The 23,737-nt window shown below is 69.9% G+C and carries 24 protein-coding genes and 1 pseudogene; 7 read left to right on the top strand and 18 right to left on the bottom strand.

Features of this window, described 5'->3' with window-relative positions:
* Positions 1 to 52: 52 nt before the first annotated feature.
* Together argJ and argC are read right to left on the bottom strand one after the other, a co-directional pair.
* Positions 53 to 1,219: a bifunctional glutamate N-acetyltransferase/amino-acid acetyltransferase ArgJ gene (gene argJ, locus ACFVY3_RS09130; protein ID WP_400159478.1), complete on the bottom strand. Its 1,167-nt coding sequence runs from the start codon at positions 1,217 to 1,219 to the stop codon at positions 53 to 55.
* Entirely contained in the window at positions 1,216 to 2,247 is a 1,032-nt protein-coding gene (gene argC, locus ACFVY3_RS09125; RefSeq protein ID WP_400159477.1) for an N-acetyl-gamma-glutamyl-phosphate reductase, read from the bottom strand. Before argC ends, argJ begins: the two co-directional genes overlap by 4 nt.
* A 191-nt stretch (positions 2,248 to 2,438) precedes the next feature.
* Between argC and ACFVY3_RS09120 the strand changes: the two genes are divergently transcribed.
* Positions 2,439 to 3,404 carry a quinone oxidoreductase family protein gene (locus ACFVY3_RS09120; protein WP_400159476.1) on the top strand — a complete coding sequence of 322 codons (966 nt, stop codon included), beginning with the start codon at positions 2,439 to 2,441 and terminating at the stop codon, positions 3,402 to 3,404.
* A gap of 126 nt (positions 3,405 to 3,530) precedes the next feature.
* Here ACFVY3_RS09120 and pheT read toward each other — a convergent pair whose 3' ends face one another.
* Positions 3,531 to 6,074 (bottom strand): phenylalanine--tRNA ligase subunit beta, encoded by a 2,544-nt coding sequence (pheT, locus tag ACFVY3_RS09115; RefSeq protein ID WP_400159475.1) that lies wholly within the window; start codon positions 6,072 to 6,074, stop codon positions 3,531 to 3,533.
* 2 nt (positions 6,075 to 6,076) lie between these two features.
* A complete protein-coding gene (pheS, locus tag ACFVY3_RS09110; RefSeq protein WP_400159474.1) occupies positions 6,077 to 7,138 on the bottom strand; it encodes a phenylalanine--tRNA ligase subunit alpha in 1,062 nt (353 codons plus the stop codon).
* 86 nt (positions 7,139 to 7,224) lie between these two features.
* Between pheS and ACFVY3_RS09105 the strand changes: the two genes are divergently transcribed.
* Positions 7,225 to 7,800: a hypothetical protein gene (locus tag ACFVY3_RS09105; protein ID WP_400159473.1), complete on the top strand. Its 576-nt coding sequence runs from the start codon at positions 7,225 to 7,227 to the stop codon at positions 7,798 to 7,800.
* Positions 7,801 to 7,807: 7 nt separating this feature from the next.
* Positions 7,808 to 8,446, top strand: a complete 639-nt coding sequence (locus ACFVY3_RS09100) for an SIMPL domain-containing protein (protein ID WP_377973437.1) — start codon at positions 7,808 to 7,810, stop codon at positions 8,444 to 8,446.
* A gap of 37 nt (positions 8,447 to 8,483) precedes the next feature.
* On the opposite strand, the gene pcp is transcribed toward ACFVY3_RS09100, so the two are convergent.
* Complete coding sequence (pcp, locus tag ACFVY3_RS09095; RefSeq protein ID WP_377973436.1) at positions 8,484 to 9,125, bottom strand: pyroglutamyl-peptidase I; 642 nt, start codon at positions 9,123 to 9,125, stop codon at positions 8,484 to 8,486.
* 167 nt (positions 9,126 to 9,292) lie between these two features.
* Between pcp and ACFVY3_RS09090 the strand changes: the two genes are divergently transcribed.
* The gene (locus ACFVY3_RS09090; protein WP_400159472.1) at positions 9,293 to 10,486 is read left to right on the top strand and encodes an Rv2578c family radical SAM protein; all 1,194 of its coding nucleotides are present in this window, start codon (positions 9,293 to 9,295) and stop codon (positions 10,484 to 10,486) included.
* A gap of 107 nt (positions 10,487 to 10,593) precedes the next feature.
* Here the strand turns inward: ACFVY3_RS09090 and ACFVY3_RS09085 are convergent, their stop codons facing one another.
* The gene (locus tag ACFVY3_RS09085; RefSeq protein WP_400159471.1) at positions 10,594 to 11,037 is read right to left on the bottom strand and encodes a (deoxy)nucleoside triphosphate pyrophosphohydrolase; all 444 of its coding nucleotides are present in this window, start codon (positions 11,035 to 11,037) and stop codon (positions 10,594 to 10,596) included.
* Positions 11,038 to 11,211: 174 nt separating this feature from the next.
* Here ACFVY3_RS09085 and ACFVY3_RS09080 point away from each other — a divergent pair, with 174 nt between their 5' ends.
* Positions 11,212 to 12,420, top strand: a complete 1,209-nt coding sequence (locus ACFVY3_RS09080) for an MFS transporter (RefSeq protein ID WP_400159470.1) — start codon at positions 11,212 to 11,214, stop codon at positions 12,418 to 12,420.
* A 77-nt stretch (positions 12,421 to 12,497) separates the two neighbouring features.
* Here the strand turns inward: ACFVY3_RS09080 and ACFVY3_RS09075 are convergent.
* Positions 12,498 to 13,400 (bottom strand): annotated as a pseudogene (locus ACFVY3_RS09075) (cation diffusion facilitator family transporter); the annotation flags it as partial.
* A gap of 227 nt (positions 13,401 to 13,627) precedes the next feature.
* On the opposite strand from ACFVY3_RS09075, the gene ACFVY3_RS09070 reads away from it, so the two are divergent.
* Positions 13,628 to 13,894 (top strand): GlsB/YeaQ/YmgE family stress response membrane protein, encoded by a 267-nt coding sequence (locus ACFVY3_RS09070; RefSeq protein ID WP_056740672.1) that lies wholly within the window; start codon positions 13,628 to 13,630, stop codon positions 13,892 to 13,894.
* A 117-nt stretch (positions 13,895 to 14,011) separates the two neighbouring features.
* Here the strand turns inward: ACFVY3_RS09070 and ACFVY3_RS09065 are convergent, their stop codons facing one another.
* From ACFVY3_RS09065 to infC, 4 genes are all read right to left on the bottom strand, one after another.
* Positions 14,012 to 14,911, bottom strand: coding sequence for a TrmH family RNA methyltransferase (locus ACFVY3_RS09065; RefSeq protein ID WP_400159469.1), 900 nt, complete (start codon positions 14,909 to 14,911; stop codon positions 14,012 to 14,014).
* A 70-nt stretch (positions 14,912 to 14,981) separates the two neighbouring features.
* Positions 14,982 to 15,440: a 50S ribosomal protein L20 gene (rplT, locus tag ACFVY3_RS09060; RefSeq protein WP_290258288.1), complete on the bottom strand. Its 459-nt coding sequence runs from the start codon at positions 15,438 to 15,440 to the stop codon at positions 14,982 to 14,984.
* A gap of 118 nt (positions 15,441 to 15,558) precedes the next feature.
* Entirely contained in the window at positions 15,559 to 15,753 is a 195-nt protein-coding gene (gene rpmI, locus ACFVY3_RS09055; RefSeq protein WP_009358635.1) for a 50S ribosomal protein L35, read from the bottom strand.
* 115 nt (positions 15,754 to 15,868) lie between these two features.
* Positions 15,869 to 17,008, bottom strand: a complete 1,140-nt coding sequence (gene infC / locus ACFVY3_RS09050; protein WP_400159468.1) for a translation initiation factor IF-3 — start codon at positions 17,006 to 17,008, stop codon at positions 15,869 to 15,871.
* A gap of 249 nt (positions 17,009 to 17,257) precedes the next feature.
* Here infC and ACFVY3_RS09045 point away from each other — a divergent pair, with 249 nt between their 5' ends.
* Positions 17,258 to 17,644: a DUF1844 domain-containing protein gene (locus tag ACFVY3_RS09045; protein ID WP_290258291.1), complete on the top strand. Its 387-nt coding sequence runs from the start codon at positions 17,258 to 17,260 to the stop codon at positions 17,642 to 17,644.
* Between the two features lie 90 nt (positions 17,645 to 17,734).
* Here ACFVY3_RS09045 and ACFVY3_RS09040 read toward each other — a convergent pair whose 3' ends face one another.
* From ACFVY3_RS09040 to ACFVY3_RS09010, 7 genes are all read right to left on the bottom strand, one after another.
* A complete protein-coding gene (locus tag ACFVY3_RS09040) occupies positions 17,735 to 19,057 on the bottom strand; it encodes an MFS transporter (protein ID WP_400159467.1) in 1,323 nt (440 codons plus the stop codon).
* Positions 19,058 to 19,135: 78 nt separating this feature from the next.
* Positions 19,136 to 20,041, bottom strand: a complete 906-nt coding sequence (locus tag ACFVY3_RS09035; protein WP_400159466.1) for an SseB family protein — start codon at positions 20,039 to 20,041, stop codon at positions 19,136 to 19,138.
* A gap of 12 nt (positions 20,042 to 20,053) precedes the next feature.
* Entirely contained in the window at positions 20,054 to 20,800 is a 747-nt protein-coding gene (gene priA, locus ACFVY3_RS09030) for a bifunctional 1-(5-phosphoribosyl)-5-((5-phosphoribosylamino)methylideneamino)imidazole-4-carboxamide isomerase/phosphoribosylanthranilate isomerase PriA (RefSeq protein ID WP_290258294.1), read from the bottom strand.
* A gap of 43 nt (positions 20,801 to 20,843) precedes the next feature.
* Positions 20,844 to 21,002, bottom strand: coding sequence for a hypothetical protein (locus tag ACFVY3_RS09025; protein ID WP_290258295.1), 159 nt, complete (start codon positions 21,000 to 21,002; stop codon positions 20,844 to 20,846).
* Positions 21,003 to 21,773 (bottom strand): imidazole glycerol phosphate synthase subunit HisH, encoded by a 771-nt coding sequence (hisH, locus tag ACFVY3_RS09020; protein WP_377973428.1) that lies wholly within the window; start codon positions 21,771 to 21,773, stop codon positions 21,003 to 21,005.
* Complete coding sequence (gene hisB / locus ACFVY3_RS09015; protein ID WP_290258297.1) at positions 21,770 to 22,396, bottom strand: imidazoleglycerol-phosphate dehydratase HisB; 627 nt, start codon at positions 22,394 to 22,396, stop codon at positions 21,770 to 21,772. The genes hisH and hisB overlap by 4 nt, the downstream gene beginning before the upstream one ends.
* A gap of 170 nt (positions 22,397 to 22,566) precedes the next feature.
* Positions 22,567 to 23,676 carry a histidinol-phosphate transaminase gene (locus ACFVY3_RS09010; protein ID WP_377973426.1) on the bottom strand — a complete coding sequence of 370 codons (1,110 nt, stop codon included), beginning with the start codon at positions 23,674 to 23,676 and terminating at the stop codon, positions 22,567 to 22,569.
* Positions 23,677 to 23,737: the final 61 nt, after the last annotated feature.

Genomic DNA, 23,737 nt, shown 5'->3' with positions numbered 1-23,737 from the left:
GGTGGTCCCTTCCGGGTGGTGGGGTGTTCGTCGGGTGGTGTCCGGCGGCCGGTCAGCTGGAGTAGGCGCTGTTCTCGTGGACGTAGTCGTGGGTCAGGTCGTTGGTCCAGATGGTGGCCTCGGCCTCACCGGCCTGCAGGTCGATCTCGACCAGGACCTCGCGCGGTTCCAGGTTCACCAGGGAGCGGTCCTCGCCGATGCTGCCGTTGCGGCAGATCTGCACACCGTTCATCGCGACGTTGAGCTGGTCCGGTTCGAAGGCGGCGTCCGTGGTGCCGACGGCGGAGAGCACGCGGCCCCAGTTGGGGTCCTTGCCGAAGATCGCGGTCTTGAAGAGGTTGGAGCGGGCGACGGCGCGGCTGACCACCTCGGCGTCACGTTCGTTCGCGGCGTTGAAGGTGCGGATGGCGATGTCGTGGCTGGAGCCCTCTGCGTCGCCGATGAGCTGGCGGGCGAGGTCCGCGCAGACCCGGGTCAGGCCGGCGCCGAACGCCGCGGCGGAGGGGACGGCGCGAGAGGCGCCGGAGGCCAGCAGCACCACGGTGTCGTTGGTGGACATGCAGCCGTCCGAGTCCGTGCGGTCGAAGGTGACGCGGGTGGCATCGCGCAGCACGACGTCGAGCAGTTCGGGCTGGACCTCGGCGTCGGTGGTGAGGACCACGAGCATGGTCGCCAGGCCCGGGGCCAGCATGCCGGCGCCCTTGGCCATGCCGCCGATGGTGAACTCCCGGCCCTCGGCGTCGGTGCCGGTGAAGAGTGCCTGCTTGGAGACCGAGTCGGTGGTCATGATGGCGGTGGCGGCGGCCGGGCCGCCGTCGGCGCTCAATTCGGCGGCGGCGGCGCCGATCGCGGGGACCAGCTTGTCCATCGGCAACTGTTCGCCGATCAGGCCGGTGGAGCAGACGAAAATGTCCGTCGCCGAGGCGCCCAGGGCCTCGGCGGTCTTCTCGGCGGTGGTGTGGGTGTTCTGGAAGCCCTGCGGGCCGGTGCAGGCGTTGGCGCCACCGGAGTTGAGGATGACGGCGTCCACGCGGCCGTCCTTGATGACCTCGCGGGACCAGTGCACGGGGGCGGCGGCGACGCGGTTGGAGGTGAAGACCGCGGCGGCGGCCTTGGCCGGGCCGTCGTTGACCACCAGGGCCAGGTCCGGATTGCCGGAGGCCTTGAGGCCCGCCTTGACGCCGGCGGCGCGGAAACCCTTCGGTGCGGTGATGCTCACGGTGCGACTCCCTGCAGGTTGAGGCCGGCGGTTTCCGCCAGGCCAAGGGCGATGTTCATGGACTGGACGGCGCCGCCGGCGGTGCCCTTGGTGAGGTTGTCGATCGCGCAGGTAACGATCACGCGGCCGATCCGCTCGTCGAAGGCCAGCTGCATCGCGGCGTGGTTGGAGCCCTGGACGGACTTGGTGCTGGGCCACTGGCCCTCGGGCAGCAGGTGGACGAAGGGCTCCTCGTCGTAGGCCGCGGCCCAGGCCCGGCGCAGTTCCTCGGCCGTGACGCCCGGCCGCACTTTGGCGGTGGCGGTGGTGAGGATGCCACGGCTCATCGGCGCGAGGGTGGGCGTGAAGGACACCGTCACGGGGGCGTTCAGCGCGTTGGACAGGCCCTGCTCGATCTCGGGCGTGTGGCGGTGGCCGCCGCCGACGCCGTAGGGGCTCATGGAGCCCATGACCTCGGAGCCGATCAGGTTCACCTTGGCGGCCTTGCCGGCTCCGGAGGTTCCGGAGGCGGCGACGATGACGACGTCTTCGGCCTCCAGCAGGTGGCTGCTGAAGCCGGGCGTCAACGCCAGCAGCGCCGACGTCGGGTAGCAGCCGGGCACGGCGATGCGGGTCGCGCCGCGCAGGGCCTCCCGCTGGCCCGGCAGCTCGGGCAGGCCGTAGGGCCAGGTGCCGGCGTGCGGGGAGCCGTAGAACTTTTCCCATGCCGCCGCGTCCTGGAGCCGATGGTCGGCGCCGGCGTCGATTACGACCGTGCCCGCGGGCAGCTGCGCTGCGATCGCGGCGGAGGCGCCGTGCGGCAGGGCGAGGAAGACGACGTCGTGCCCGGCGAGGTTCTCCACCGTGGTGTCTTCGAGGATCCGGTCCGCCAAACCATGGAGATGCGGCTGGAGTTCGCCTAGTCTGGAACCGGCGTTGCTGTGCGCCGTGATGGCCCCGATGGTGACGTCCGGGTGGCCGGCAAGCAGCCTGAGCACCTCGCCGCCGGCGTAACCGCTGGCCCCGGAGACGGCAACAGAAATAGTCATAGCCCCCAGCATACAGCAAGACTATGCATCGCTGCCGATATTTATGCACGCCCTCGCGGGATGACGTCTGGACCCTACCGTGCCGTCCGCCCCGTGATGGATGCTGGGCGGAGCCCGGGCCGGTCCCTAGGATGGTCACAGCACCCCGGGCACGGACCGCCCTGCCCGGAAGGCCCACACGAAGGAGTCACATGACGCACGCTATTGTCGCCCGGCAGGCCGGCGGCCCGGAAGTCCTTGAGCTCTCCCCCATCGACCGGCCCGTCCCCGGCCCCGGCCAGCTGCTGATCAAGGTCGCCGCGGTCGGGGTGAACTTCATCGACACCTACAAGCGCGGCGGCGTCTACAAGGTGGACTACCCCTTCATCCCCGGCTCCGAGGCCTCCGGCACCGTCGAGGAAACCGGCGACGGCGTGACCGGCTTCTCCGCGGGCGACCGCGTTGCCACCGCCGAGGGCGTAGCCTGCTACGCCGGGTACGCGCTGGTGGACGCGGACAAGGCGCTGCCGGTGCCCGACGGCGTCGACGATTTCACCGCCGCCGCCCTGCCGCTCCAGGGCATCACCGCGCACTACCTGATCAACTCGACCTTCGAGGTGAAGGCCGGCCAGACGGTGTTGCTGCACGCCGGCGCCGGCGGCGTGGGCCTGCTGCTGATCCAGCTGCTCAAGGCCAAGGGCGCGCGGGTCATCACCACCGTTTCCACCGACGAGAAGGAGGCCCTGGCCCGCGAAGCCGGCGCAGACCATGTGCTGCGGTACGAGGGGTTCGGGGCCAAGGTGCGGGAACTCACCAACGGCGAAGGCGTGCACGTGGTGTACGACGGCGTCGGCAAGGACACCTTCGACGATTCGCTCGCGGCGCTCAGGGTCCGCGGCACCCTGGTGCTCTTCGGCGCCGCCTCCGGCCCGGTACCGGCGGTGGATCCGCAGCGGCTGAACTCCGGCGGCTCGCTCTACCTCACCCGGCCCACCATCGTCCACTACCTGCGGGACGCGAAGGAACGCCGTTGGCGCTCGGACGAGCTCTTCGCCGCCGTCGCCGACGGCAGCCTCAAGGTGCGGATCGGCGCGAAGTACGACCTGGCCGACGCGGCGTCCGCGCACACGGACCTGGAACATCGGCGCACCACCGGCAAGGTCCTGCTGGTCCCATAACGCCCAGCGTCACGTCCGCAACGAGAAAAGCTCCCCGCAACCGGCAGGTTGCGGGGAGCTTTTTCGTGGTGCCGGTTCGTACCGACGGATCCTGTTAGCCCTGGACCCCTTTAGAGCTGCGCCCTGTTACCGCTGGACGGCGCCGAAGCGTTCGTGTGCGGCGGCCACGGCCAGATCACGGGCGGCCGAGGCCTCGTCCGCGGTCAGGGTGCGGTCGTCTGCGCGGAAGCGCAGGTTGAAGGCCAGGGACTTCTTGCCGTCCTCGATGCCCTTACCGGCGTAGACGTCGAACAGGGACACCTCTTCCAGCAGATCGCCGGCGCCCTCGCGGAGCGCCTCCAGCACGTCCCCGGCGGGCACATCGGCCGCCACCACGAGGGCGACGTCCTGGGTGGCCACCGGGTAGCCGGAGATGGGCCGGGCGACGATCACGTCGGCGGCCGCCTCGAACAGGGCGTCCGCGTTCAGTTCCAGCGCCACCGAGCGGGCGGGCATGTCGTGCGCCGCGAGCAGCTTGGGGTGCAGTTCGCCGGCGTAGCCGATCACCTCGCCGGTGCGCAGCGCCAGCTGCGCGGCCCGGCCGGGGTGGAATGCCTGGTGGCTGCCCTGGCTGACGACCAGTTCGACGCCGAGGACGTCGCCGGCCAGCCGGGCGATGTCCAGCGCGTCGGCGTAGTCCCAGGCCCGCGGGGTGTGGGCCGGGGCGGCCGGGCTGTCGTGGCCGGTCAGCACGGCCGCCAGGTGCAGCGGCTGGTCCGGGACACCGTCGAACAGTCCGTCCAGGACCTCCTCGGCGGGGCGGGCGCCGAGCGGCGGGATCGAGGCGGTGCCGAGGGTCTCCCCCGGCAGGAAGACCAGGCCGGTCTCGAAGAGGGCCAGGTCGCGGAAGCCGCGGGAGTGGTTCCGCTTCGCCACCTCGATCAGGCCGGGCAGGATCGAGGTGCGCAGGAAGCCCTGTTCCTCGCTGATCGGGTTGGCCAGCTTGAGCGCCTTCCGGTCCGCCCCGGCAACCGGGGTGCCGAAGGTGTCGTTGGCGGCCTTGGAGACGAACGGGTAGGCCAGCACCTCGGTGAGGCCGGCGTCGGCGAGGGCCTGGACCAGGCGGCGGCGCTGCTGCTGCACGCGGGTCAGGCCGCGGCCCGGCGGGGCCACCGGCAGCGTGGCGGGGATCTTATCGTATCCCACCAGCCGCGCGATTTCCTCGGACAGGTCTTCCTTGGTCTCCAGGTCCGTCCGCCAGCTCGGGGCCGTGACGGCGTACCCGGCGTCGGTGGTGCGGACGTCGGCGCCCAGGTCCCGGAGCGAGGTGAGGATCTGCTCCTCGGTGAAGTCGATGCCGATCCGCTCCGAGGCGAAGGTTGCCGGGAGGTCCACGGTGACGGCGTCCGGCGCGGTGCCGACGTCGGTGCCCTCGGCGTCGGCCGTTCCGCCGGCGAGCTCCACCAGCAGGTCGACCACGCGCTGGGCGGCCACCGGGGCGACGTACCAGTCGACGCCGCGCTCGAAGCGCTTGGACGCCTCTGACGGGAGCTTGTGGCGGCGGCGGGACCGGGCGATCGAGACCTCGTCGAAGTGTGCGGACTCGACCAGGATGTTGGTGGTGGCGTCGGAGACCTCGGTCGCCGCGCCGCCCATCACGCCGGCGATGCCGATCGCGCCGGAACCGTCCGTGATCAGCAGGTCCTCGGCGTCGAGCGTGCGCTCCTTGTCGTCGAGGGTGGTGATCTTCTCGCCCTGGGCCGCGCGGCGGACGACGATGCCGCCGGTGAGGGTGTCCAGGTCGTAGCAGTGCGTGGGCTGACCCAGCTCGAGCATCACGTAGTTGGAGATGTCCACCGGCAGCGAGATGGACCGGATGCCGGCGAGCCGCAGCCGGGAGACCATCCACGGCGGGGTCGGCTTCGTGGCGTCGACACCGCGGACGGTGCGGGCCACGAACCGGTCGCAGCCGGCATTTCCGTAGATCGGGGCGTCGTCGTTGAGCTTGATGTCGAAGCCGCCGGAAAGTTCCGCCGGGGCGGTGACCTTCGACGCCGGGTCCGTGAACGGCGTTCCGGTGGCGTGGGCGTATTCACGGGCCACGCCGCGGATCGAGAACGCGTAGCCCCGGTCCGGGGTGACGTTGATTTCCGCGGCCTGGTCGTAGAGGCCGAGCAGTTCCATCGCGTCGGTGCCGATTTCCGGGTCAAGCCCGATGCGGGAGAGCACCAGGATGCCGTCGTGGTCATCGCCGATGCCGAGTTCCCGCACGGAGGCGATCATGCCGGCGGAGAGGTGGCCGTAGGTTTTGCGCGCGGAGATGCGGAAGTCGCCGGGCAGCACGGCGCCCGGAAGGGTGACCACCACCTTGTCGCCCTCGACGAAGTTGTGCGCGCCGCAGATGATGCCCTGCACGCCGGAGGGGTCGATGCCCTCGCCGGTGAGGGTCTGCTGCTGACCCTCGGGGACCACGCGGACCTGGCACCAGTTGATGGTCTTGCCGTTGGACTGGGGTTCCTTGACCAGGGACAGCACCTGGCCGACGACGATGGGACCCTGCAGGGTGTCGGTGGGCCGGTGCACGGCCTCTTCTTCGAAGCCGACCTTCACGAGGTCGGCCATGACGTCCTCGGCGCTCGCACCGGCAGGAACGGCCGCGAATTCACGCAGCCAGGAAAGGGGGATACGCACTGTTAGATCTCCATCCCGAAGTGCTCGCTGAAACGTACATCGCCTTCGATCATGTCGCGCATGTCGCCGACCTCGTTGCGGAACATGAGGGTCCGCTCGATGCCCATGCCGAAGGCAAAACCTGAATAGACGTCCGGGTCGATGCCGGCCGCGCGGAGCACGTTCGGGTTGACCATGCCGCAGCCGCCCCACTCGATCCAGCGGGGGCCGCCCTTGGCGCCGGGGTGCCAGATGTCCAGCTCGGCGGAGGGCTCGGTGAACGGGAAGTAGTTGGGGCGCAGCCGGATCTGGGCCTCGTCGCCGAACATCTGCCGGGCGAAGTGCTCCAGGGTGCCGCGCAGGTCCGCCATGGACAGCTTCTTGTCGATGGCGAGGCCCTCGAACTGGTGGAACACCGGGGTGTGAGTGGCGTCCAGCTCGTCGGTGCGGAACACCTTGCCGGGGCAGAGGACGTAGATCGGGACCTCGCGCTCGAGCATGGAGCGGACCTGCACCGGGGAGGTGTGGGTGCGCATGAGAAGGTGCGCCTCGGGCGGCTCGACGAAGAAGGTGTCCTGCATTTCGCGGGCCGGGTGGTCCGGCTTGAAGTTCAGCGCGTCGAAGTTGAACCACTCGGATTCAACCTCGGGGCCCTCGGCGATCTCCCAGCCCATGCCGACGAAGATGTCAGCGACGCGGTCCTGGAGGGTGGAGAGCGGGTGGCGGGCACCGGCACGACGACGGCGTGGGGCGGCCGTGACGTCGACGGTCTCCTCGACCAGGATGCGGGCGTCGTTTTCGGCCTCGAGTTCCGCGGTGCGGTCCGCGAGCGCCTTGTTGACCCGTCCGCGGGAGGCTCCCATCAGCTTGCCGGCGGCGGCCTTCTGATCCTTGGGCAGGCCGCCGATTTCGCGATTGGCCAGGCTCAGGGCGGACTTCTCGCCCGTGTGCGCAAGGCGGGCGGCCTTGAGCTCTTCGAGGGTGGAGGCCCCGGCAATGGCGGCGACGGCCTGCTCTACGGCGGCGTTGATGGCGGCTTCATCCAGAGGGTTCGGGACGGCGGCGCCCGGCAAGGTGTCAGTCATCTACTGTTCTTCGCTACGAGTCGGGTGGTGTCTGAACCAGTCTAGTTGACGGCGCCGGAGCCCCGGCCGGGGTCTAGCATGGCCCCATGGGGACCGGAGCGAGGCTGCGGCAGCTGGCCAACGTGCTCAACGGCAGCACCCTGCTGGGCCTGCTGCTGGCCGCGGGTGCCCGCTGCCATGTGGCGTCCGGACCGCACGGCCTGATCCTCGCCGCGGGCTACCGGTGGAAACTGCCCTACGCGGCGGCATTCACGGTGGGCAATGTCGTGCTGTTTCGGGCCGACGCGGACCGGGTCTTCGGCGGCGAATCTCCCCCGCCTTCCTCCCCTTCGTCATCCTCCTCTTCTTCGTCCTCCCCTTCCCCTTGCTTCCCTGACGGGGCGGGCTTCCCCGGGCTGCTGGGCCACGAGGAACGGCACAGCACCCAGTACGCGCTGTGCTGCGGAATCCCGTTCCTTCCCCTGTACTTCGCCGCGGCCGGCTGGTCCCTGTGGCGTGCCGGAAACCCCGGCACGGCCAACCCCTTCGAACGGCACGCGGGCCTGGCCGCCGGCGGCTACCCGGAACACGTCGACGCGCGGCCCCGCGGATGGCGGCGTTCCCCCGACCTCCGCGACGAACCCAACAACCGCGGCCTCTCAGGCCGCGACGGCGGAAAGTGAGACCACCATGACCGACTCCCCCAGGACCCTGTCCGTGACGGGCACCGGCACCGCCGAGTCCGCGCCGGACCTGCTGACCCTCTCGATCGGCGTCGAGTCCCGCCGCCCGGGCGTGGAGGCTGCCTACCGCGACGCCGGTGCCGCCGCGACCGCCATCACGGATGCACTGCGGGGCCACGGCGTGACGGATCGGGACATCACCAGCACCGGCCTGTCCCTGCGCGCCGAGGTCACCTGGCAGGAGGGCCAGGGCCAGCGCGTGACGGGCTACCTGGCGACCGGGACGCTCCGGGTCCGGCTCCGCGACCTGGCCGGTTCCGCGGCAGTCGTCGCCGACGCGGTGCGGGCCGGGGCCGACGACGCCCGGCTGCACGGGATCGACCTCGGCTTCGCGGATCCGGCCGCCCTCGAGTCCGAGGCCCGGGAGATGGCCTGGGAGGACGCGCTGACGCGGGCCGGGCAGTTCGCCGCCCTGGCAGGGGCGCGGCTGGGCAAGGTCCTCTCTGTGACCGAGAATCCGGCGTCCCCGCCCGCGCTGCCGCCGGTGCCGCTGCAGCGCACGGCCGCGGCCCAGCCCGTCGCGGTGGAGGCAGGCAGCGCCTCGGTCACCGCCGCCGTCGGCGTCGTCTGGGAGCTTCTCGACTGAGAAGCCGCAGCGCGATATAAGGTGTGGTTCCTCCGCGTCAGTGGATGGCGCCGGCGGCCAGCTTGAGGTCGGTGGTGGTCGCCAGGGACGTCCGGACGACGACGGCGAGCGCCTCCCCCATCTGCTCCAGCGGCAGGGAGGCCGCGCCGCTTCCGGGCTGCACCTGATCCGGGCCGAAGGGAACGTGGACGAATCCGCCGCGGATGCCGGGCTCGTCGCGGAGGGCGTGCATCAGGCCGAAGAAGACGTGGTTGCAGACGTAGGTTCCCGCCGTCTGCGACACCTCGGAGGGAATTCCGCGGCGGCGCAGTTCCTGCAGCGCGGCCTTGACCGGCAGGGTGCCGAAGTAGGCGGCGGGGGCATCCGGGAGGACGGGTTCGTCCACCGGCGCGTTCCCGGCGTTGTCCGGGATCCGCGCATCGTCACAGTTGATGGCGACGCGCTCAAGGGAGATGCCGGTCCGGCCGCCCGCCTGCCCGGCACATACCACCAGGTCCGGGCGGTGCTCCCGGAGCGCCGCGTCCAGTGCCGCCAGCGAATCGCCGAAGACGCACGGCAGTTCCACGGTGGCCACCTCCAGGCCCTCGGCCCGCAGCACGCCGGCCGCATGCCGCACCGCCGTCCAGGAGGGGTTGGTCGTTTCGCCGCCGAAGGGTTCAAAGCCAGTCAGGAGGATCATAGGGCCAGCCTAGCAATCGTCGCGGCGGCCCCGGAGGGACAGTGACCGGTGGTGACGGCCGGCCGGCGCAGCCGGGTCGGTGCTTGCCCGGCACGGGGTGAGACGGGACGGGGTAGGACGGGACGGGCAGCCTTGACTTAAGATCGAACATATATTCGAATGAGGTCATGAGGTGGGACGCACAGGCACTCAATGCACAAGCAGTCGATGCAGAGGCACTCAATGCAGAGACGCCCAGGACCGGGACGCAGGCCCCCGACGGCCAGACGGCTCCGCTGCCCGCACCGGCGCTGCTGCCGCTGGCGGGCCTGGTCCGGTCCGTCACCACCCCGGAGTTTGCCGGGGTCACCTTCCACGAGGTCACCGCCAAATCGGTGCTCAACAAGGTGGCCGCCGGTTCCCGGATGCCCTTCGAATGGACCATCAACCCCTACCGCGGCTGCAGCCACGCCTGCGTCTACTGCTTCGCGCGGAAGACCCACACCTACCTCGACTTCGACGCGGGCCTGGACTTCGACAGCCAGGTGGTGGTCAAGGTCAACGCCGCGGAGGTGCTGCGCCGTGAGCTGGCGAAACCGTCGTGGCAACGGCACCAGGTGGCTTTGGGTACCAACACGGACCCCTACCAGCGCGCCGAGGGCCGCTACCAGTTGATGCCCGGCATCATCCGGGCCCTTGCCGACTCCGGCACGCCCCTCTCCATCCTCACCAAGGGCACCCTGCTGGCCCGCGACATCCCGCTGCTGAAGCACGCGGCCACCCAGGTACCCGTGGGCGTGGGCATTTCCCTGGCCATGACGGACGAGCAGTTGTCCGAGGCGGTGGAACCCGGAACACCCGGTCCCCGGGCCCGGTTGAAGCTGATTTCCCGGCTGCGCGAGGCCGGCCTGCCCTGCGGCGTGATGGCGATGCCGATCCTGCCGTGGTTGTCCGACTCGGATGAGGCCCTCGACTCCCTTTTCGGTTCGCTGGCGGCGGCCGGGGCCACGGGAGTCAGCGCCGGGGCCCTGTACCTCAAGCCCGGGACCCGGGAATGGTTCATGCAGTGGATCGCCAGGGAACACCCCCAACTCGCCGGAAAGTACCGCCGGCTGTACGGCGGCGGGTCCTACGCGTCCAAGGAATACCGCGCCTGGCTGGCCGGCCGGGTCCGTTTCTTCAAGGCCCGCCACGGCTTCATCGGCTCCACGGGTTTCAGTCACGAGGACATCGACCAGGACCCGCGCGACGAGGAGGCCCGGTACCCGGCGGGCAGCCTGCCGGGCTCGGCGCGCATCAGGCACGGACGGGGCACCGGAGGGCACTCCGACACCGGAGGGTCGGCCACAGAACCGTTGGCCGCCCAGCCCACGCTGTTCTGAGGTCCGGTTACCCATGTAGGGCGGCGTCCGGGCTGCGGATAGAGGGTAGGTCTTTCGAGTTGGGCTTGGCGAGCTGGGCCTGGCGGGTCGCGGCTAGTTGGTTGAGGCTAGTGGGTTGAGGCCCGCGTGCCGTCGGCCGCGAGGAGCGCCTCGACGATCGGCAGGTCCGCGGGGATCCAAGGCAGCGCCAGCACCTGTTCCGGGTCGGCCAGGGGCACCCAAAGGAGTTCGTCGTGGTCCTGCAGCGGCTGCGGGGTCCCGCCGTCGAGTTCGGCGAACCAAACCCGCATCACCGCCGTCGGGTTCAACGGCCAGCCCTCCGGCCCGGGTGCGGGTAATTCAGGTCCCAGTACCACCCGGACACCGAGCTCCTCGGACAGTTCCCGGTGCAGCGCCTGCTCCGACGTCTCCCCCGGGTCCACCTTGCCGCCGGGGAACTCCCACATGCCCGCGAAACGGGGCGGCGCGGTCCGCCTCGCCACCAGCAGGGTCCGGGGCCGGGCCAGGGAATCGACGATTGCACCGCCGACGACGTTGATGAGTTCAGTCACGACCCCAGTCTAGGTGCCGCCGCACCCCCGCCCCGGGAGAGAATGGAACGGCGGCGCAGTCCGGATCCGGAATAGCGGGCCGCCCGCCACGCGTTGGCACTCACGGAACTGCGCAAACCCCTGATCCACGGCCACGGCCGGGCACTGACCACTCACTGATCGAAAAGCAGATGGATGACTTTAACTAACGACGCCCCCACCACACCCCGGACCGGTTCCTACAACCTGACCCTCGGCATCATTTCGCTGGCCATGGGCGGCTTCGGCATCGGCACCACGGAATTCACGATGATGGGCCTGCTCAAGGAGGTCGAGCACGGTCTCGGTATCAGCACCCCGGAGGCCGGGCACCTGATCTCCGCCTATGCGCTCGGCGTCGTGGTCGGCGCCCCGCTGCTCGCCGCCGTCGGCGCGAAGCTCCCCCGCAAGTATCTGGCCCTGGGCCTGATGCTGTTCTTCAGCCTCGCGAACCTCAGCTCGGTCATCGCCCCCGATTACGGCACCATGCTGGTGTCCCGCTTCGCGGCCGGCCTGCCGCACGGCGCGTTCTTCGGCGTCGCCGCGGTGATCGCCTCCTCGCTGGTTGCCCCCACCCGCCGCGGCTGGGCCATTTCGATGGTGATGGCCGGCCTGACGGTCTCCAACGTCATCGGCGTCCCGTTCGGCACCTGGCTGGGCCAGAACTTCGGCTGGCGGCTGCTGTTCCTCCTGGTCGGCATCATCGGGATCGCCACCATGGCCATGCTGTGGAAGTTTGTCCCGTACCAGGCACCCCACGCTGACGCGAGCATCCGCCGGGAACTCGCATCCCTCAAGCGGCTGCAGGTCTGGCTGGCGGTGCTGATCGGCGTCGTGGGCTTCGGCGGCTTCTTCGCGACCTACACCTATATCGCCCACACGATGACCGACGTCGCCGGGATCCCGGCCGAATGGCTGCCCCTGGTCGTCGCGCTCTACGGTGTCGGCATGGTGGTGGGCAACATTGTCGGGGGACGCATCGCCGACAAGTCCGTCATGGGCACCATCTACTGGGTACTCCCCGGCGTCGCCGTGGCCCTGGTGGTGTACGCCGTAGCGGTGCACTGGCCGTGGTCCGCGTACCTGATGGTCTTCGTCGTCGGCGGCGCGGGTTCCATGCTGGTCCCGGCGCTGCAGACCCGTTTGCTGGACGCCTCCCCCGACGCGCCGTCGCTGGCCTCCTCGCTGAACCACGCCGCCCTGAACGTGGCCAACGCCCTCGGCGCCTTCCTCGGCGGCCTGGTCATCGCCTGGGGCTGGGGCTACGTGGCCCCCGCCCTGGTCGGTGCCGTGCTGGCCTTGCTGGGCCTCGGCGTCGCCGTCCTCAGCGGAGCCGTGGAACGCCGGAGGCCGTTGATCCGGTAACCGCGACCGCCGTTCGGTCCGGGCGGACCTGTCCCGGCTGCTTCCGCTCTAGTCCCGCCAGGGCGGGGGCGGAAGGGCTGCAGGTCCGGTTCCAGGTAGATCACCCGGGCGGTGGGGACCGCCTCTCGGATCCGGGCCTCGGCGGCGTCGATCGCGGCGGCAATCTCACGGCCGGAGTCAGCCGCTCCGACGCTGATCTTCGCCGCGACCAGGAGCTCCTCGGGTCCCAGGTGCATGGTCTTGAGGTGGATGATGCCGGTGCCGCCGGACTCGATCGCCACGCGGATCTTCGCGACGTCCGCCTTCGTGGCCGACTCGCCCAGCAGCAGTGACTTGGTTTCGATCGCCAGAACCGCGGCGATCGCCACCAGCAGCAGGCCGATCATGCCGGTGCCCAGGGCGTCCCAGATGCCGTTGCCGGTGATGAGGGTCAGCCCCACCCCCAGGAGGGCGAAGAACAGGCCGAGCAGCGCACCGAAGTCCTCCAGCAGGATCACGGGCAACTCGGGCTGCTTGGCGTTGCGGATGAAGCGGATCCAGCTCTGGTTGCCGCGCAGGGGGTTGGACTCGCGGATGGCCGTGCGGAAGGAGAACGACTCCGCGATGATGGCGCCGAGGAGAACGGCCAGCGGAACCCACCAGAACCCGCCCTCGATGCCGTGCGGGTGCTGCAGCTTGCCCCACGCCTCGTACAGCGCGAACAGGCCGCCGACGCTGAAGAGCACGATGGCGACGATGAAGGCGTAGATGTAGCGTTCCCGTCCGTAGCCGAAGGGGTGCTCCGGGCTGGCCTGCTTGGTGGCGCGCTTGCCGCCCAGGAGCAGCAGCAGCTGGTTGCCGGAGTCGGCGACGGAGTGGATCGCCTCCGCCAGCATCGACGAGGACATCGTCAGGAGGAAGGCGACGAATTTCAGGACGGCGATCGTGAGGTTGGCGGTCAGCGCCGCCACAATCGCCTTGGTACCGCCGTTAGCAGCCACGGGCCGTTCTCCTTTAGACAAATGATCTGTGCCGCCGGGCGTTTTCGAGGCCCCGGACTCCAGGGGCCAACCGTACCGGGAGGGACCCGGATTCCGCGTGCCGGCGGGGCCAAAGAGGGCACATAACGATTGAGGGTGGGACTGCTGACAGGCCGTGGGCCGTGTGTTAGCTTGAAGCCATAATCGGGATTCCTAAGGTGAATGCCGACGAATATGTAGGAGGAGACATGGGCTTTCTAGGCTGGATCATTCTCGGACTCATTGTAGGTGCAATCGTTAAGGCAATCATGCCTGGCCGGGTTGGCGGCGGCTGGGTCACCAGCCTCGTTCTCGGTGTGGTTGGTGCCATTGTCGGCGGCTGGATCGGCGACCTGCTCTTCGGCGGCGGCAAGATGGAATTCTGGAACCTCGGCTCCTGGATCCTGGCCATCGTCGGCGGCCTCGTCGTCGCCGGAATCTACGGCGCCATCACCGGTCGGAACCGGACTACGTAATTCTCATCCCCCGCCCGGGCCACTGAGCCCCGCGGGACACATACGACGGCGGGGGCCCACCACACGGTGGGCCCCCGCCGTCGTTTGTTCGCGTCGTGGGAGTAAGAAGAGGTCTCGTCAGCCGGCGGCGCGCTGGGAGCGCGCACTCGCGTACAGGCAGACGGTGGCGGCGGTCCCGAGGTTGAGGCTCTCCGCCGCCCCGTAGACAGGCACCGCTACCCGGTGGCCGGCCAGCGCCAGTTGCTCCTCGGACAGGCCCTGGGCCTCGTTGCCGAACAGCCAGGCGGTGGGGTGGGCCAGGTCGTAGTCCGATCCCGTGTCCGCGCCGCCGAGCCGCCGGGCGGCGCTCTCGTCCTGCAGCCGGTCCAGGTTCAGCTGTCCGTAGCCATCCGCCGCGAGGACTCCGATGCCGCGTGCCGTGCAGGCTGCGACGGTCTCGGCGATGTCTGCGCCGAGGACCACAGGGAGGTGGAAGATCGAACCCGCGGTGGACCGCACCGCCTTGGGGTTGTAAATGTCCACGCTGGAGGAGCTGAGAATGACGGCGTCCGCTCCGGCGGCGTCGGCGGCACGAAGCACAGTACCGGCGTTGCCGGGGTCCCGGACCTCGCACAGGACGGCCAGGAGGCGGGGTTCGGCGTCGAGGACGTCGGCCAGTTCGACGTCGAGGAAGCGGCAGACGGCCAGGATGCCCTGCGGGGTGACCGTGTCCGCCATGGCCGCGAGAACCTCATCTGTGGCGAGGAACGCCCGGGTGCCCTCCGCGAGGGTTTCGAGTTCCGGGTGCCGGTCCAGGCAGTCCTCGCTGGCGTAGACCTCAAGGACGACGCCGTCCCTGCCGTCGGCGAGCCGCTGCTGGTGCAGGGTCAGGGCCTCGCGGACCGCCTGCGGGCCTTCGGCCAGGAACTCCCGGCGCTTTAAACGCGCCGGGCGCCCAGCAAGCTGCGCCACCTTCCTGACCCGATCGGCTCGGGGATTGGACAGTGGCTCAGCGTGCGGGCGCCCGGTTTCGTTCATATAAGAACCTTAGTTGCTCCGAAGAGCGGTTCCTGAACTGAGCCGCGAGGCTCGGAGCGGAGCTCCGGTACTACTTGGCAGCCTTCTCGGCGGCGGTCTTCTTGGCAGCCGGCTTCTTCGCAGCCTTGGGGGCGGCGGCAGCCTCGGCCTGCACGGCCGGCGCGGAGGTGTCGGCGGGCAGCGAGTCCTTGGCGACCTGGACCAGTGCGGCGAAGGCCGTGGCGTCGGAGACGGCCAGCTCGGCCAGCATGCGGCGGTCAACCTCGACCTCAGCGGCCTTCAGGCCCTGGATCAGGCGGTTGTAGGTCAGGCCGTTGGCGCGGGATGCAGCGTTGATGCGCTGGATCCAGAGGCGGCGGAAGTCGCCCTTCTTCTTCTTGCGGTCGCCGTAGCTGTACACGAACGAGTGCAGCAGCTGTTCCTTGGCCTTGCGGTACAGGCGCGAACGCTGACCGCGGTAACCCTTTGCGCGTTCAAGAACAACCCGGCGCTTCTTGTGGGCGTTTACCGCCCTCTTCACACGTGCCACGTGCGTACTCCTTCAAAATCTGATCCCAAGCGTCTACTGCCGGAAATCCCGGCTGGCCTGAGAAGCCTTAGTGGTAGGTGGACCGTTGCCGGCGGCAATCGGTCCGGGTACTTGGAACTTAGATGCCGAGCATCTTCCGGATGACCTTGGCGTCGCCCTTGAAGACGATCTTGTCGCCGGCGAGGCGGCGGGTCAGCCTGGAGGACTTGTGCTCGAGGTAGTGGCGGCGATTGGCCTGCTGGCGGCGCAGCTTGCCGCTACCGGTCAGCTTGAAGCGCTTCTTAGCACCGCTGTGGGTCTTCATCTTCGGCATGGGAACCGATCTCCTTACGTATCCGCAGAACGGGTCTGCAGTCTTTCGGGCAGCCGCCCCTCGGGGCGGCGTGCTGGTTGACTGCCACCGGACCTTGCGGTCCGGCGGCCGTGAATCAGTTGGTCTTCTTGCTGCCAGGCTTCGGCGCGGCCTTGGGGGCCGCGGGCCGTGCCGCCGGCTTGGGAGCCGCGGGCCGTGCTACCGGCTTGGGCGTGGCAACAGGCTTCGGAGCGGGCTTCGCGGCGGATGCCTCGGCGGCCGGCTTCGCGGCCGGAGCCTTGGGTGCCGCAGCCTTCGGAGCGGGTGCCTTCGGAGCCGCGGCCTTGGGAGCTTCCGCCTTCGGGGCTTCCGTCTTCGGAGCCGCAGCCTTGGGAGCTTCAGCCTTCGGGGCCTCCGTCTTCGGAGCCGCAGCCTTCGGGGTCTCAGCCTTGGGGGCTTCGGCCTTCGGAGCGGCTTCCGTGGCAGCCTCAGCCTTGGGGGCCTCGGTGGCCGGCGCCTCGGCAGCGGGTGCCTCTTCGGGTTCCGCAGCCTCGGTCCGGACCTGGTAGCCCTCCGGCAGCAGGTCCGCGAGGGACTGCGTCAGGGGGGCTTCGCCGCCGTTGGTGTTGACCCGCGCCGCCTTGGCTTCATTCTCGGCCTTAGCCTCGGCGCGCTGGGTGGCGCGGCGGGCTTCCGCCTTGGCTTCGGCCTTGTTCTTGAGCGGGCCGACCACCATGACCATGTTGCGGCCGTCGATGCGGGGGCTGGATTCCACCACGCCCACCTCGGCGACGTCCTCGGCGAAACGCTGCAGCAGACGGATGCCCATCTCGGGGCGCTGCTGCTCACGGCCGCGGAACTGGATCATGGCCTTGACCTTGTCGCCGGCGCCGAGGAACCGCAGCGCGTGTCCACGCTTGGTCTCGTAGTCGTGCTTGTCGATCTTGAGGCGGAAACGGATTTCTTTCAGGACCGTGTTGGTCTGATTCTTCCGGGCCTCGCGTGCCTTGACGGCGGCTTCGTACTTGTACTTGCCGAAGTCCATCAGCTTGCACACCGGAGGCTTGGCCTGCGGTGCAACTTCAACGAGATCCAGATCAGCCTCGGCAGCCAGACGCAGGGCATCCTCAATACGGACGACTCCTACCTGTTCACCTGCAGGGCCGACCAGCCGCACCTCGGGGACGCGGATACGCTCATTGATTCTTGGCTCGCTAATGTTAAAGCTCCTGTGATCGTGGGGGTACTTCTCCGGCAAAAGAAGAAGGCCTCCCATTGCCGGTAGCAATCGAAGGCCTCGAAGATCGGAACTGCCGCCCTGTGGGGCAACATGCGCTTGTCCGGCACGCAGTGCGTGGGTCAAGCGCCCGACCAGGTACCCGGCAACCTTGACTCCCGAAGGAATTCGCGCGGCTGACGCGGGTGGGAGAGATCTCCGCTTGCAAACTGGACGCCGTCTTCACTGGAATCTGTGCGATTCCGGCAAAATAACGACATCCAGTCGGTCTGTGACAAGCTTACCAGCATGAGTACACCAGAACGTAATTCGCACGTCTTCCAGCCGGCGGGCGAGCAGGCGGACGTCTCCCAGCAGATCCGCGACATTTCCGAGGTCCCCGCGATCGAGGTCATCACCACCGCCGCCGTGCACCTGATGAGTGCCGCCGCCGTGAAGCTCGGCCTCGCCGCCGAGGACAATGCCGAAGAACTCAAGGACCTCGACGAGGCCCGCAAGCTCATCACCGCACTGGCGGGCCTGGTCACCGCGGCGGCGCCGGAGATCGGCTCCCAGCACGCCGGACCGTTGCGCGACGGCCTGCGCTCCCTGCAGCTGGCCTTCCGCGAGGAGTCCGTCATTCCGGACGCTCCCGGCAAGGGCCCGGGCGAGAAGTACACCGGCGCGGTCAACTGACCACAATTACACGGCGGTAACGACGACGGCGGGCGGACCAGTGCGGTCCGCCCGCCGTCGTCGTTAAGTCCGGGAGGCACTGGGCCCTCGTCAGGCGGCGGCGAGCCGGCGCCTGCGCCGCCGCTGGAGCACCAGACCCACGAGGCAGAGCAGCACCCCGGCCGCGCCGACCGAGACGAAGCCCGCCCCGGCGCCCACGCCGTCGATGAAGAGCCCGGCCAGCGGAGCGCCGAGCGCCACACCGCCGGTCAGGGCCGAGCCGTACCAGCCCATCGCCTCGCCACGTCGTTCCTCGTCAACCAGGTCGGCCACCTTCTCCGAGGCGGCCGAGAGTACCGGGGCGCAGAGCACGCCCGGCAGCAGGGACAGGAACGCCAGGGCCCAGGTGCTGTGGGCGAACGCCATCGGCAGGGTCAGGGCGGACATGCCGAGCAGCAGGAGCACCGGGGAAACGGGCCGGTGCATGGCGCCGTAGACCACGCCGCCGATCACCGAGGCGGCGCACCAGAACAGAAAGACGATGCCGATCTCGGCCTGGTGGCCGCCGGTCTGCAAGGCGGCGACGATGCCGACGTCGGTGCCGCTGAGGACCATGCCGGAGCCGGCGGCGACGGCGAAGACTGCGGCGACCGAGGCAGTGAACCAGGCGAAGTTGTGCCGCACCTTGTGCCGCAGTCCCAGCCGATCCTGACGGCGGTGCTCGGCGGCGGCGAGGGGAGCCAGTTCCGCCGCTGCCTCCTGCAGGTGCGCGGGGGCGGCCGCGACGACGGCGGCCTCGGCGCCCTGCTGCTGATCCGCCTCGAAGGCGGCCTCGGGCTCGGCGTCGGTGGCGACGGACCGCGTGGGCGGGTTCATCCACATCAGGAAGAGCCCGGACAGTGAGGTGGCGACGCCCACGATGCCGAGGCCCAGCACGGAGTAGCCGGCGGTGGCGACGATCGCGCCGGCGGCCGGACCGATCATGAAGACCAGTTCGGTGCTAATGGCGTCCAGGGCGAACGCGGTGCGGCGCTGGTCCCCGGTGGCCAGGATGCCCAGGGACTGCCGGACCACGCTGAAGATCGGCAGGGTCAAGAGGCCGCCGACGAACACCAGCGGCAACAGCAACTGGTAGCTGACGTGCGGGGCGATGGTCCAGATCACCGTCTCCGAGAGGACGGACGGGATCAGTGCCCGGCGCAGGCCCACGGTGTCCACCCGGCGGCCGCGCCACGGGGCGCCGACGGCGATGCCGATGGTCATGACGGCGGCGGCGGTCCCGGCCGCGGCGTAGCCCTGGCCCAGGGTGAGGACGATGTGCAGGGTCAGGAGCACGCCCGCGGCCGAGTGCGGGATGCGGGCCACCATCCCGACAATCAGTAGGTTCCTGATGGGCCGCACTGCCAGCAGCTCACGGTAAAGCGCGAAGTTCACGGGACGGCGTTCCTTTGCCTTGCATTTCTCTCGGTGGCGCGGCCCGTGACCGGCACCGCGGGAGAGGCGGGCCGCCGGTCAGGGTGCTGCGCGCTGCAGCTTGATTTCGATCGAGTCAACCCGCTCGGCGAAAGCTTCATTCCGGGCCCAGTCCTCGTTCAGGCCGGCCACCAGGGATTGCACCTCGGCGGCACTGAGCCCGTCTTCAAGGTACAGCACCACGCGCAGTTCCGGCCCGGCACCGCCGCCGGGCAGCTGCGTCCCGTCGGCCTGCGCCGAGGCCACTCCCCCGCCGGGGCGCAGTTCGACCCGGCGCAGCGCCCTTACCCCGGCCGCGGAGGCGACGACGGCGTCGGCCACCGTCTGGTCCCGGTAGCTGGGGACCCAGCCGTGCTGCTTGGCCAGCGCCCATACGGCCGGGCGGCGCACCACGAACGTGGCGGCCGAGCCGGGGTCCAGGACCAGCAGTTCGGCATGCTCGGCGACGGCGGAGAGCGCGGCGCGGGCGGCGTAGACGGCCACCGGGCGGGCCTCGGGGTGCCAGGCGGTGAGGTTCTCCGCGGAGGTGAAGACCGGCAGGGCGGTGCGGCCGTCCGGCGCCTTGAGGGTCACCAGCGCCATGTCGGCCTGCTTGTCCCCGTGCAGCTCGGTCCCGTGGGCCCCGGCCACGGCGTCGCCCTCCTCCGCGAGGCTGGCGACGATCGGCACGAAGACCCGGGCCGTGGCGAGGGCCGCGACGACGCCGGCTTCGTCCCCGGTGCCTGCCGCGAGGGCCGCGACGGCGGCGAGGTAGCCGGCGTCGGCCGCGCCGTCGTCGTCCTCGAAGTTATGGATGGTCGCTCCGTCGCCGGCCAGGCTGCGTCCTGCCCAGGGCTGCCCGGCGGAGTCCGTCGCTCCCCCGGCGCCGGCGAGGGCGGCGGCGATGTGGCCGGGGAGGGCGCGGTGGCCGGGCTGCGGTTCCTGCGGCACTGGTTCCTGCGGCATGAAGGGACCGGCCTAGCGGCGGCCGGCGACGTCGAGGGCCTCGGGCAGCGTGAAGTTGCCGTTGTAGAGCGCCTTGCCAATGATCGCGCCTTCGACCCCGAGCGGGACAAGGGAGCGGAGGACCTTGAGGTCCTCGAGGCTGGAGATGCCGCCGGAGGCGACGACGGGCTTGCCGGTCTTCTCGACCATCTGGCGCAGCAGTTCCACGTTGGGGCCCTGCAGGGTGCCGTCCTTGGTGACGTCGGTGACGACGTAGCGGGCGCAGCCGGCTTCTTCGAGGCGGCCGAGGACTTCCCAGAGGTCGCCGCCCTCCTTGGTCCAGCCGCGGCCGGCGAGGGTGGTGCCGCGCACGTCGAGGCCGACGGCGATCTTGTCGCCGAAGCGTTCGATCACCCGGTCGGTCCACTCCGGGTTCTCCAGCGCGGCGGTGCCGAGGTTGACGCGGCCGACGCCGAGGTCCAGGGCGCGTTCGAGGGATTCGTCATCGCGCAGGCCACCGGAGAGTTCGACCTTGATGTCCAGCCGTCCGACCACCTCGCGCAGCAGCTCCGCGTTCGAACCGCGGCCGAAGGCAGCGTCCAGGTCCACCAGGTGGACCCACTCGGCGCCCTGTTCCTGCCAGTTCAGGGCCGCTTCCAGGGGGGTGCCGTAGCTTGTTTCGCTGCCGGCCTCGCCCTGGACCAGGCGCACGGCCTGGCCATTGACAACATCGACGGCGGGGAGCAGTTCCAGGATCGGCAGCGGGTTTTCGGTGGTCATCGTGAAGTCCTCACAAGGTAGGTGGCGGGGGCGGCGCGGGGCGTCAGGCGCCGGGCAGGGTCAGCAGGTAGGCGGCCAGCAGGGACATGCCGGCCAGGATGTAGAAGACGATCTGGACCCAGAGCGGGCTCTTCTGCTGGCGGAAGGAGAGCGCTCCGCCCACCAGCAGCCCGGCGAGGCCCATCAGTACCAGGGACCACATTCAGGCGGTCGCTTCCGGGGTTGCCGGGGCTTCCGCAGTGGTGCCTGTGCCGGCGTTGCGGGCGGGGCGCAGGCTCCCGACCCAGTTGCGCAGCAGGCGGGCGCCCGCGTCCCCGGACTTCTCCGGGTGGAACTGGGTGGCGCAGAGCGGGCCGTTCTCCACCGCCGCGATGAACGGGGCGCCGTGTTCGGACCAGGTCACCAGCGGTGCTGCCATCCGCGGCTGGATCACGTCGAAGTCCCAGTGCTGGACGCCGTAGGAGTGCACGAAGTAGAAGCGTTCCTTCTCCACCCCGTCGAACAGCAGCGAGCCCTCCGGCACGTCGACGGTGTTCCAGCCCATGTGCGGGACGACGTCGGCGGGCAGCAGCTCGACCTTGCCTGGCCACTCCCCCATGCCTTCGGCGACCGTGCCGTGCTCCACGCCGGCCTCGAAGAGGACCTGGAGGCCGACGCAGATGGCCAGCACCGGCCGGCCGCCGGCGACGCGGCGGCCGATCATCCGGATGGCATCGACGGCCTTCAGTTCGTTCATGACGGTTTCGAAGGCGCCGACGCCGGGGACCACCAGGCCGTCGGCGTTGAGGACGTCCTCGGGCTTGGAGCTGAGGATGACCTCGGCGCCGGCGCGCTCGAGGGCGCGCACGGCGGAGCGGACGTTGCCGGAGCCGTAGTCCAGGACGGTGACGGTGGGCTTGCCCTCCGGGGAGGCGGGCTTGCGGCCGGCCTCCGGATCGATGATGGCGCCGTCGCGCAGCACCTTCCCGGTCACAGTGCACCCTTGGTGGAGGGAATGCCCTCGACGCGGGGGTCCGGCTCGACGGCGGCACGGAGCGCCCGGGCGAACGCCTTGAACTGGGCCTCGACGATGTGGTGCGGGTCGCGGCCGGCGGTGACGTTCATGTGCAGGCAGATTCCGGCGTGCAGCGTGATGGCCTCGAAGACGTGGCGGGTCAGCGAGCCGGTGAAGTGGCCGCCGATCAGGTGGTATTCCTGCCCGGCGGGTTCGCCGGCGTGGACCAGGTAGGGACGGCCGGAGACGTCCACGACGGCGTGTGCGAGGGCCTCGTCGAGGGGCACGGTGGCCTCGCCGAAGCGGCGGATCCCGGCCTTGGTGCCCAGTGCGGTCTTGAGGACCTCGCCGAAGGTGATGGCGACATCTTCGACGGTGTGGTGCACGTCGATGTGGGTGTCACCGGTGGCCTTGACGGTCATGTCGATCAGCGAGTGCTTGCTCAGGGCGGTCAGCATGTGGTCGTAGAACGGCACCGAGGTGCTGATGTCCGAGACGCCGGTGCCGTCCAGGTCGATCTCGACCAGGACGGAGGATTCGCTGGTGGTCCGTTCCAGGCGGGCGGTCCGGGCCCGGGCAGCGGCTGATCCGGTGGTGCTCATATGGGTGTCCTTTTGGCTAGGTGGCGGTCGCCCGGCCTGTGACGGCGGCGCGCGGGTCCTGGATCAAGTCTAGGGCCCGGCACGCCCGGGACGCCCGGCGGTCGCAGGGGCGGTCGCGCGGGGCCGGCGGGGCTGACCCGGCGGTGCGGAAGGTGGGGGTGGACGCGGGCTCAGCCGCGGTGGGCGGTGAGGATCCGTTCGAGGGCCTCCAGGAAGGCGGTGGTCTCCGCCTCGGTTCCGGCGGTGACCCGGAGATGGCCGGGGATGCCGACGTCGCGGACCAGAACGCCGGCGTCGAGTAGTTCCTGCCAGACCCGGTGCGGGTCCGTGAGCCCGCCGAAGAAGACGTAGTTCGAGTCCGACGACGCCGGGGTAAGGCCCATTCGGGTCAGCTCGGTGACGATCCGGTCGCGCTGCCGCTTGATGTCCTCGACGTCGGCCATCAGTGCCTCGCGGTGCCGGAGGGCGGCGAGTGCGGTGGCCTGGGTGATGGCGGAGAGGTGGTACGGCAGGCGCACCAGGCGCAGCGCGTCGGTGACCTCGGGCGCCGCGGCCATATAACCGATCCTGGCACCGGCGAGGGCGAAGGCCTTGCTCATGGTGCGGGAGACGATCAGCCGTTCCCGGCCCGGCAGCAGGGTCAGGGCGCTCGGGGTGCCCTCGTGGGCGAACTCGTGGTACGCCTCGTCGACGATGATGATGGCCTGGCTGGCCTCCCCCGCCTCGTAGACGGCTTCGACGACATCAAGGCCAAGGCCCGTGCCGGTGGGGTTGTTGGGCGAGCAGAGGAAGACGATGTTCGGCTGCAGCTCGCGGACCTGCCGGGCGGCGGACTCGGCCGTCAGGCTGTAGCCCTCACCGCGGACGCCGGCGACGTAGCCGGTGTCCGTTCCGGCAGCGAGCAGCGGGTACATGGAGTACGTGGGAGGGAAACCGAGGGCGTTGCGGCCCGGACCGCCGAAGGCCTGGAGAATCTGCTGCAGCACCTCATTGGAACCATTGGCGGCCCAGATGTTCGTGGCATCCAGCCCGTGGCCAAGGTATTCGGCCAGCGCCCCGCGGAGTTCGGTGAACTCCCGGTCCGGATAGCGGTTGAGCCCGGCGGCCGCCTCGGTGACGGCCTCCGCGATCGCTGCCCGCACGTCGGCGGGGACACCATGGGTGTTCTCGTTGACGTTCAGGAGAATCGGAACGTCCAGCTGGGGAGCACCATAGGGGCGCAGGCCCCGCAGGTTGGTCCGGAGGGGAAGTCGGTTGAGTCGCTCAAGCTGGTCAGTCACGTTCCCAGTTTAAGTGAGAGGACTGTCTGGCCCGAAACCGTGACCAACGATGGCCCATCCC

Source organism: Arthrobacter sp. BPSS-3 (genome assembly GCF_044628475.1).
GTDB lineage: Bacteria > Actinomycetota > Actinomycetes > Actinomycetales > Micrococcaceae > Arthrobacter.
The sequence above is the reverse complement of the archived record's forward strand: the minus strand, read 5'-3'. Positions and strand labels throughout refer to the sequence as shown.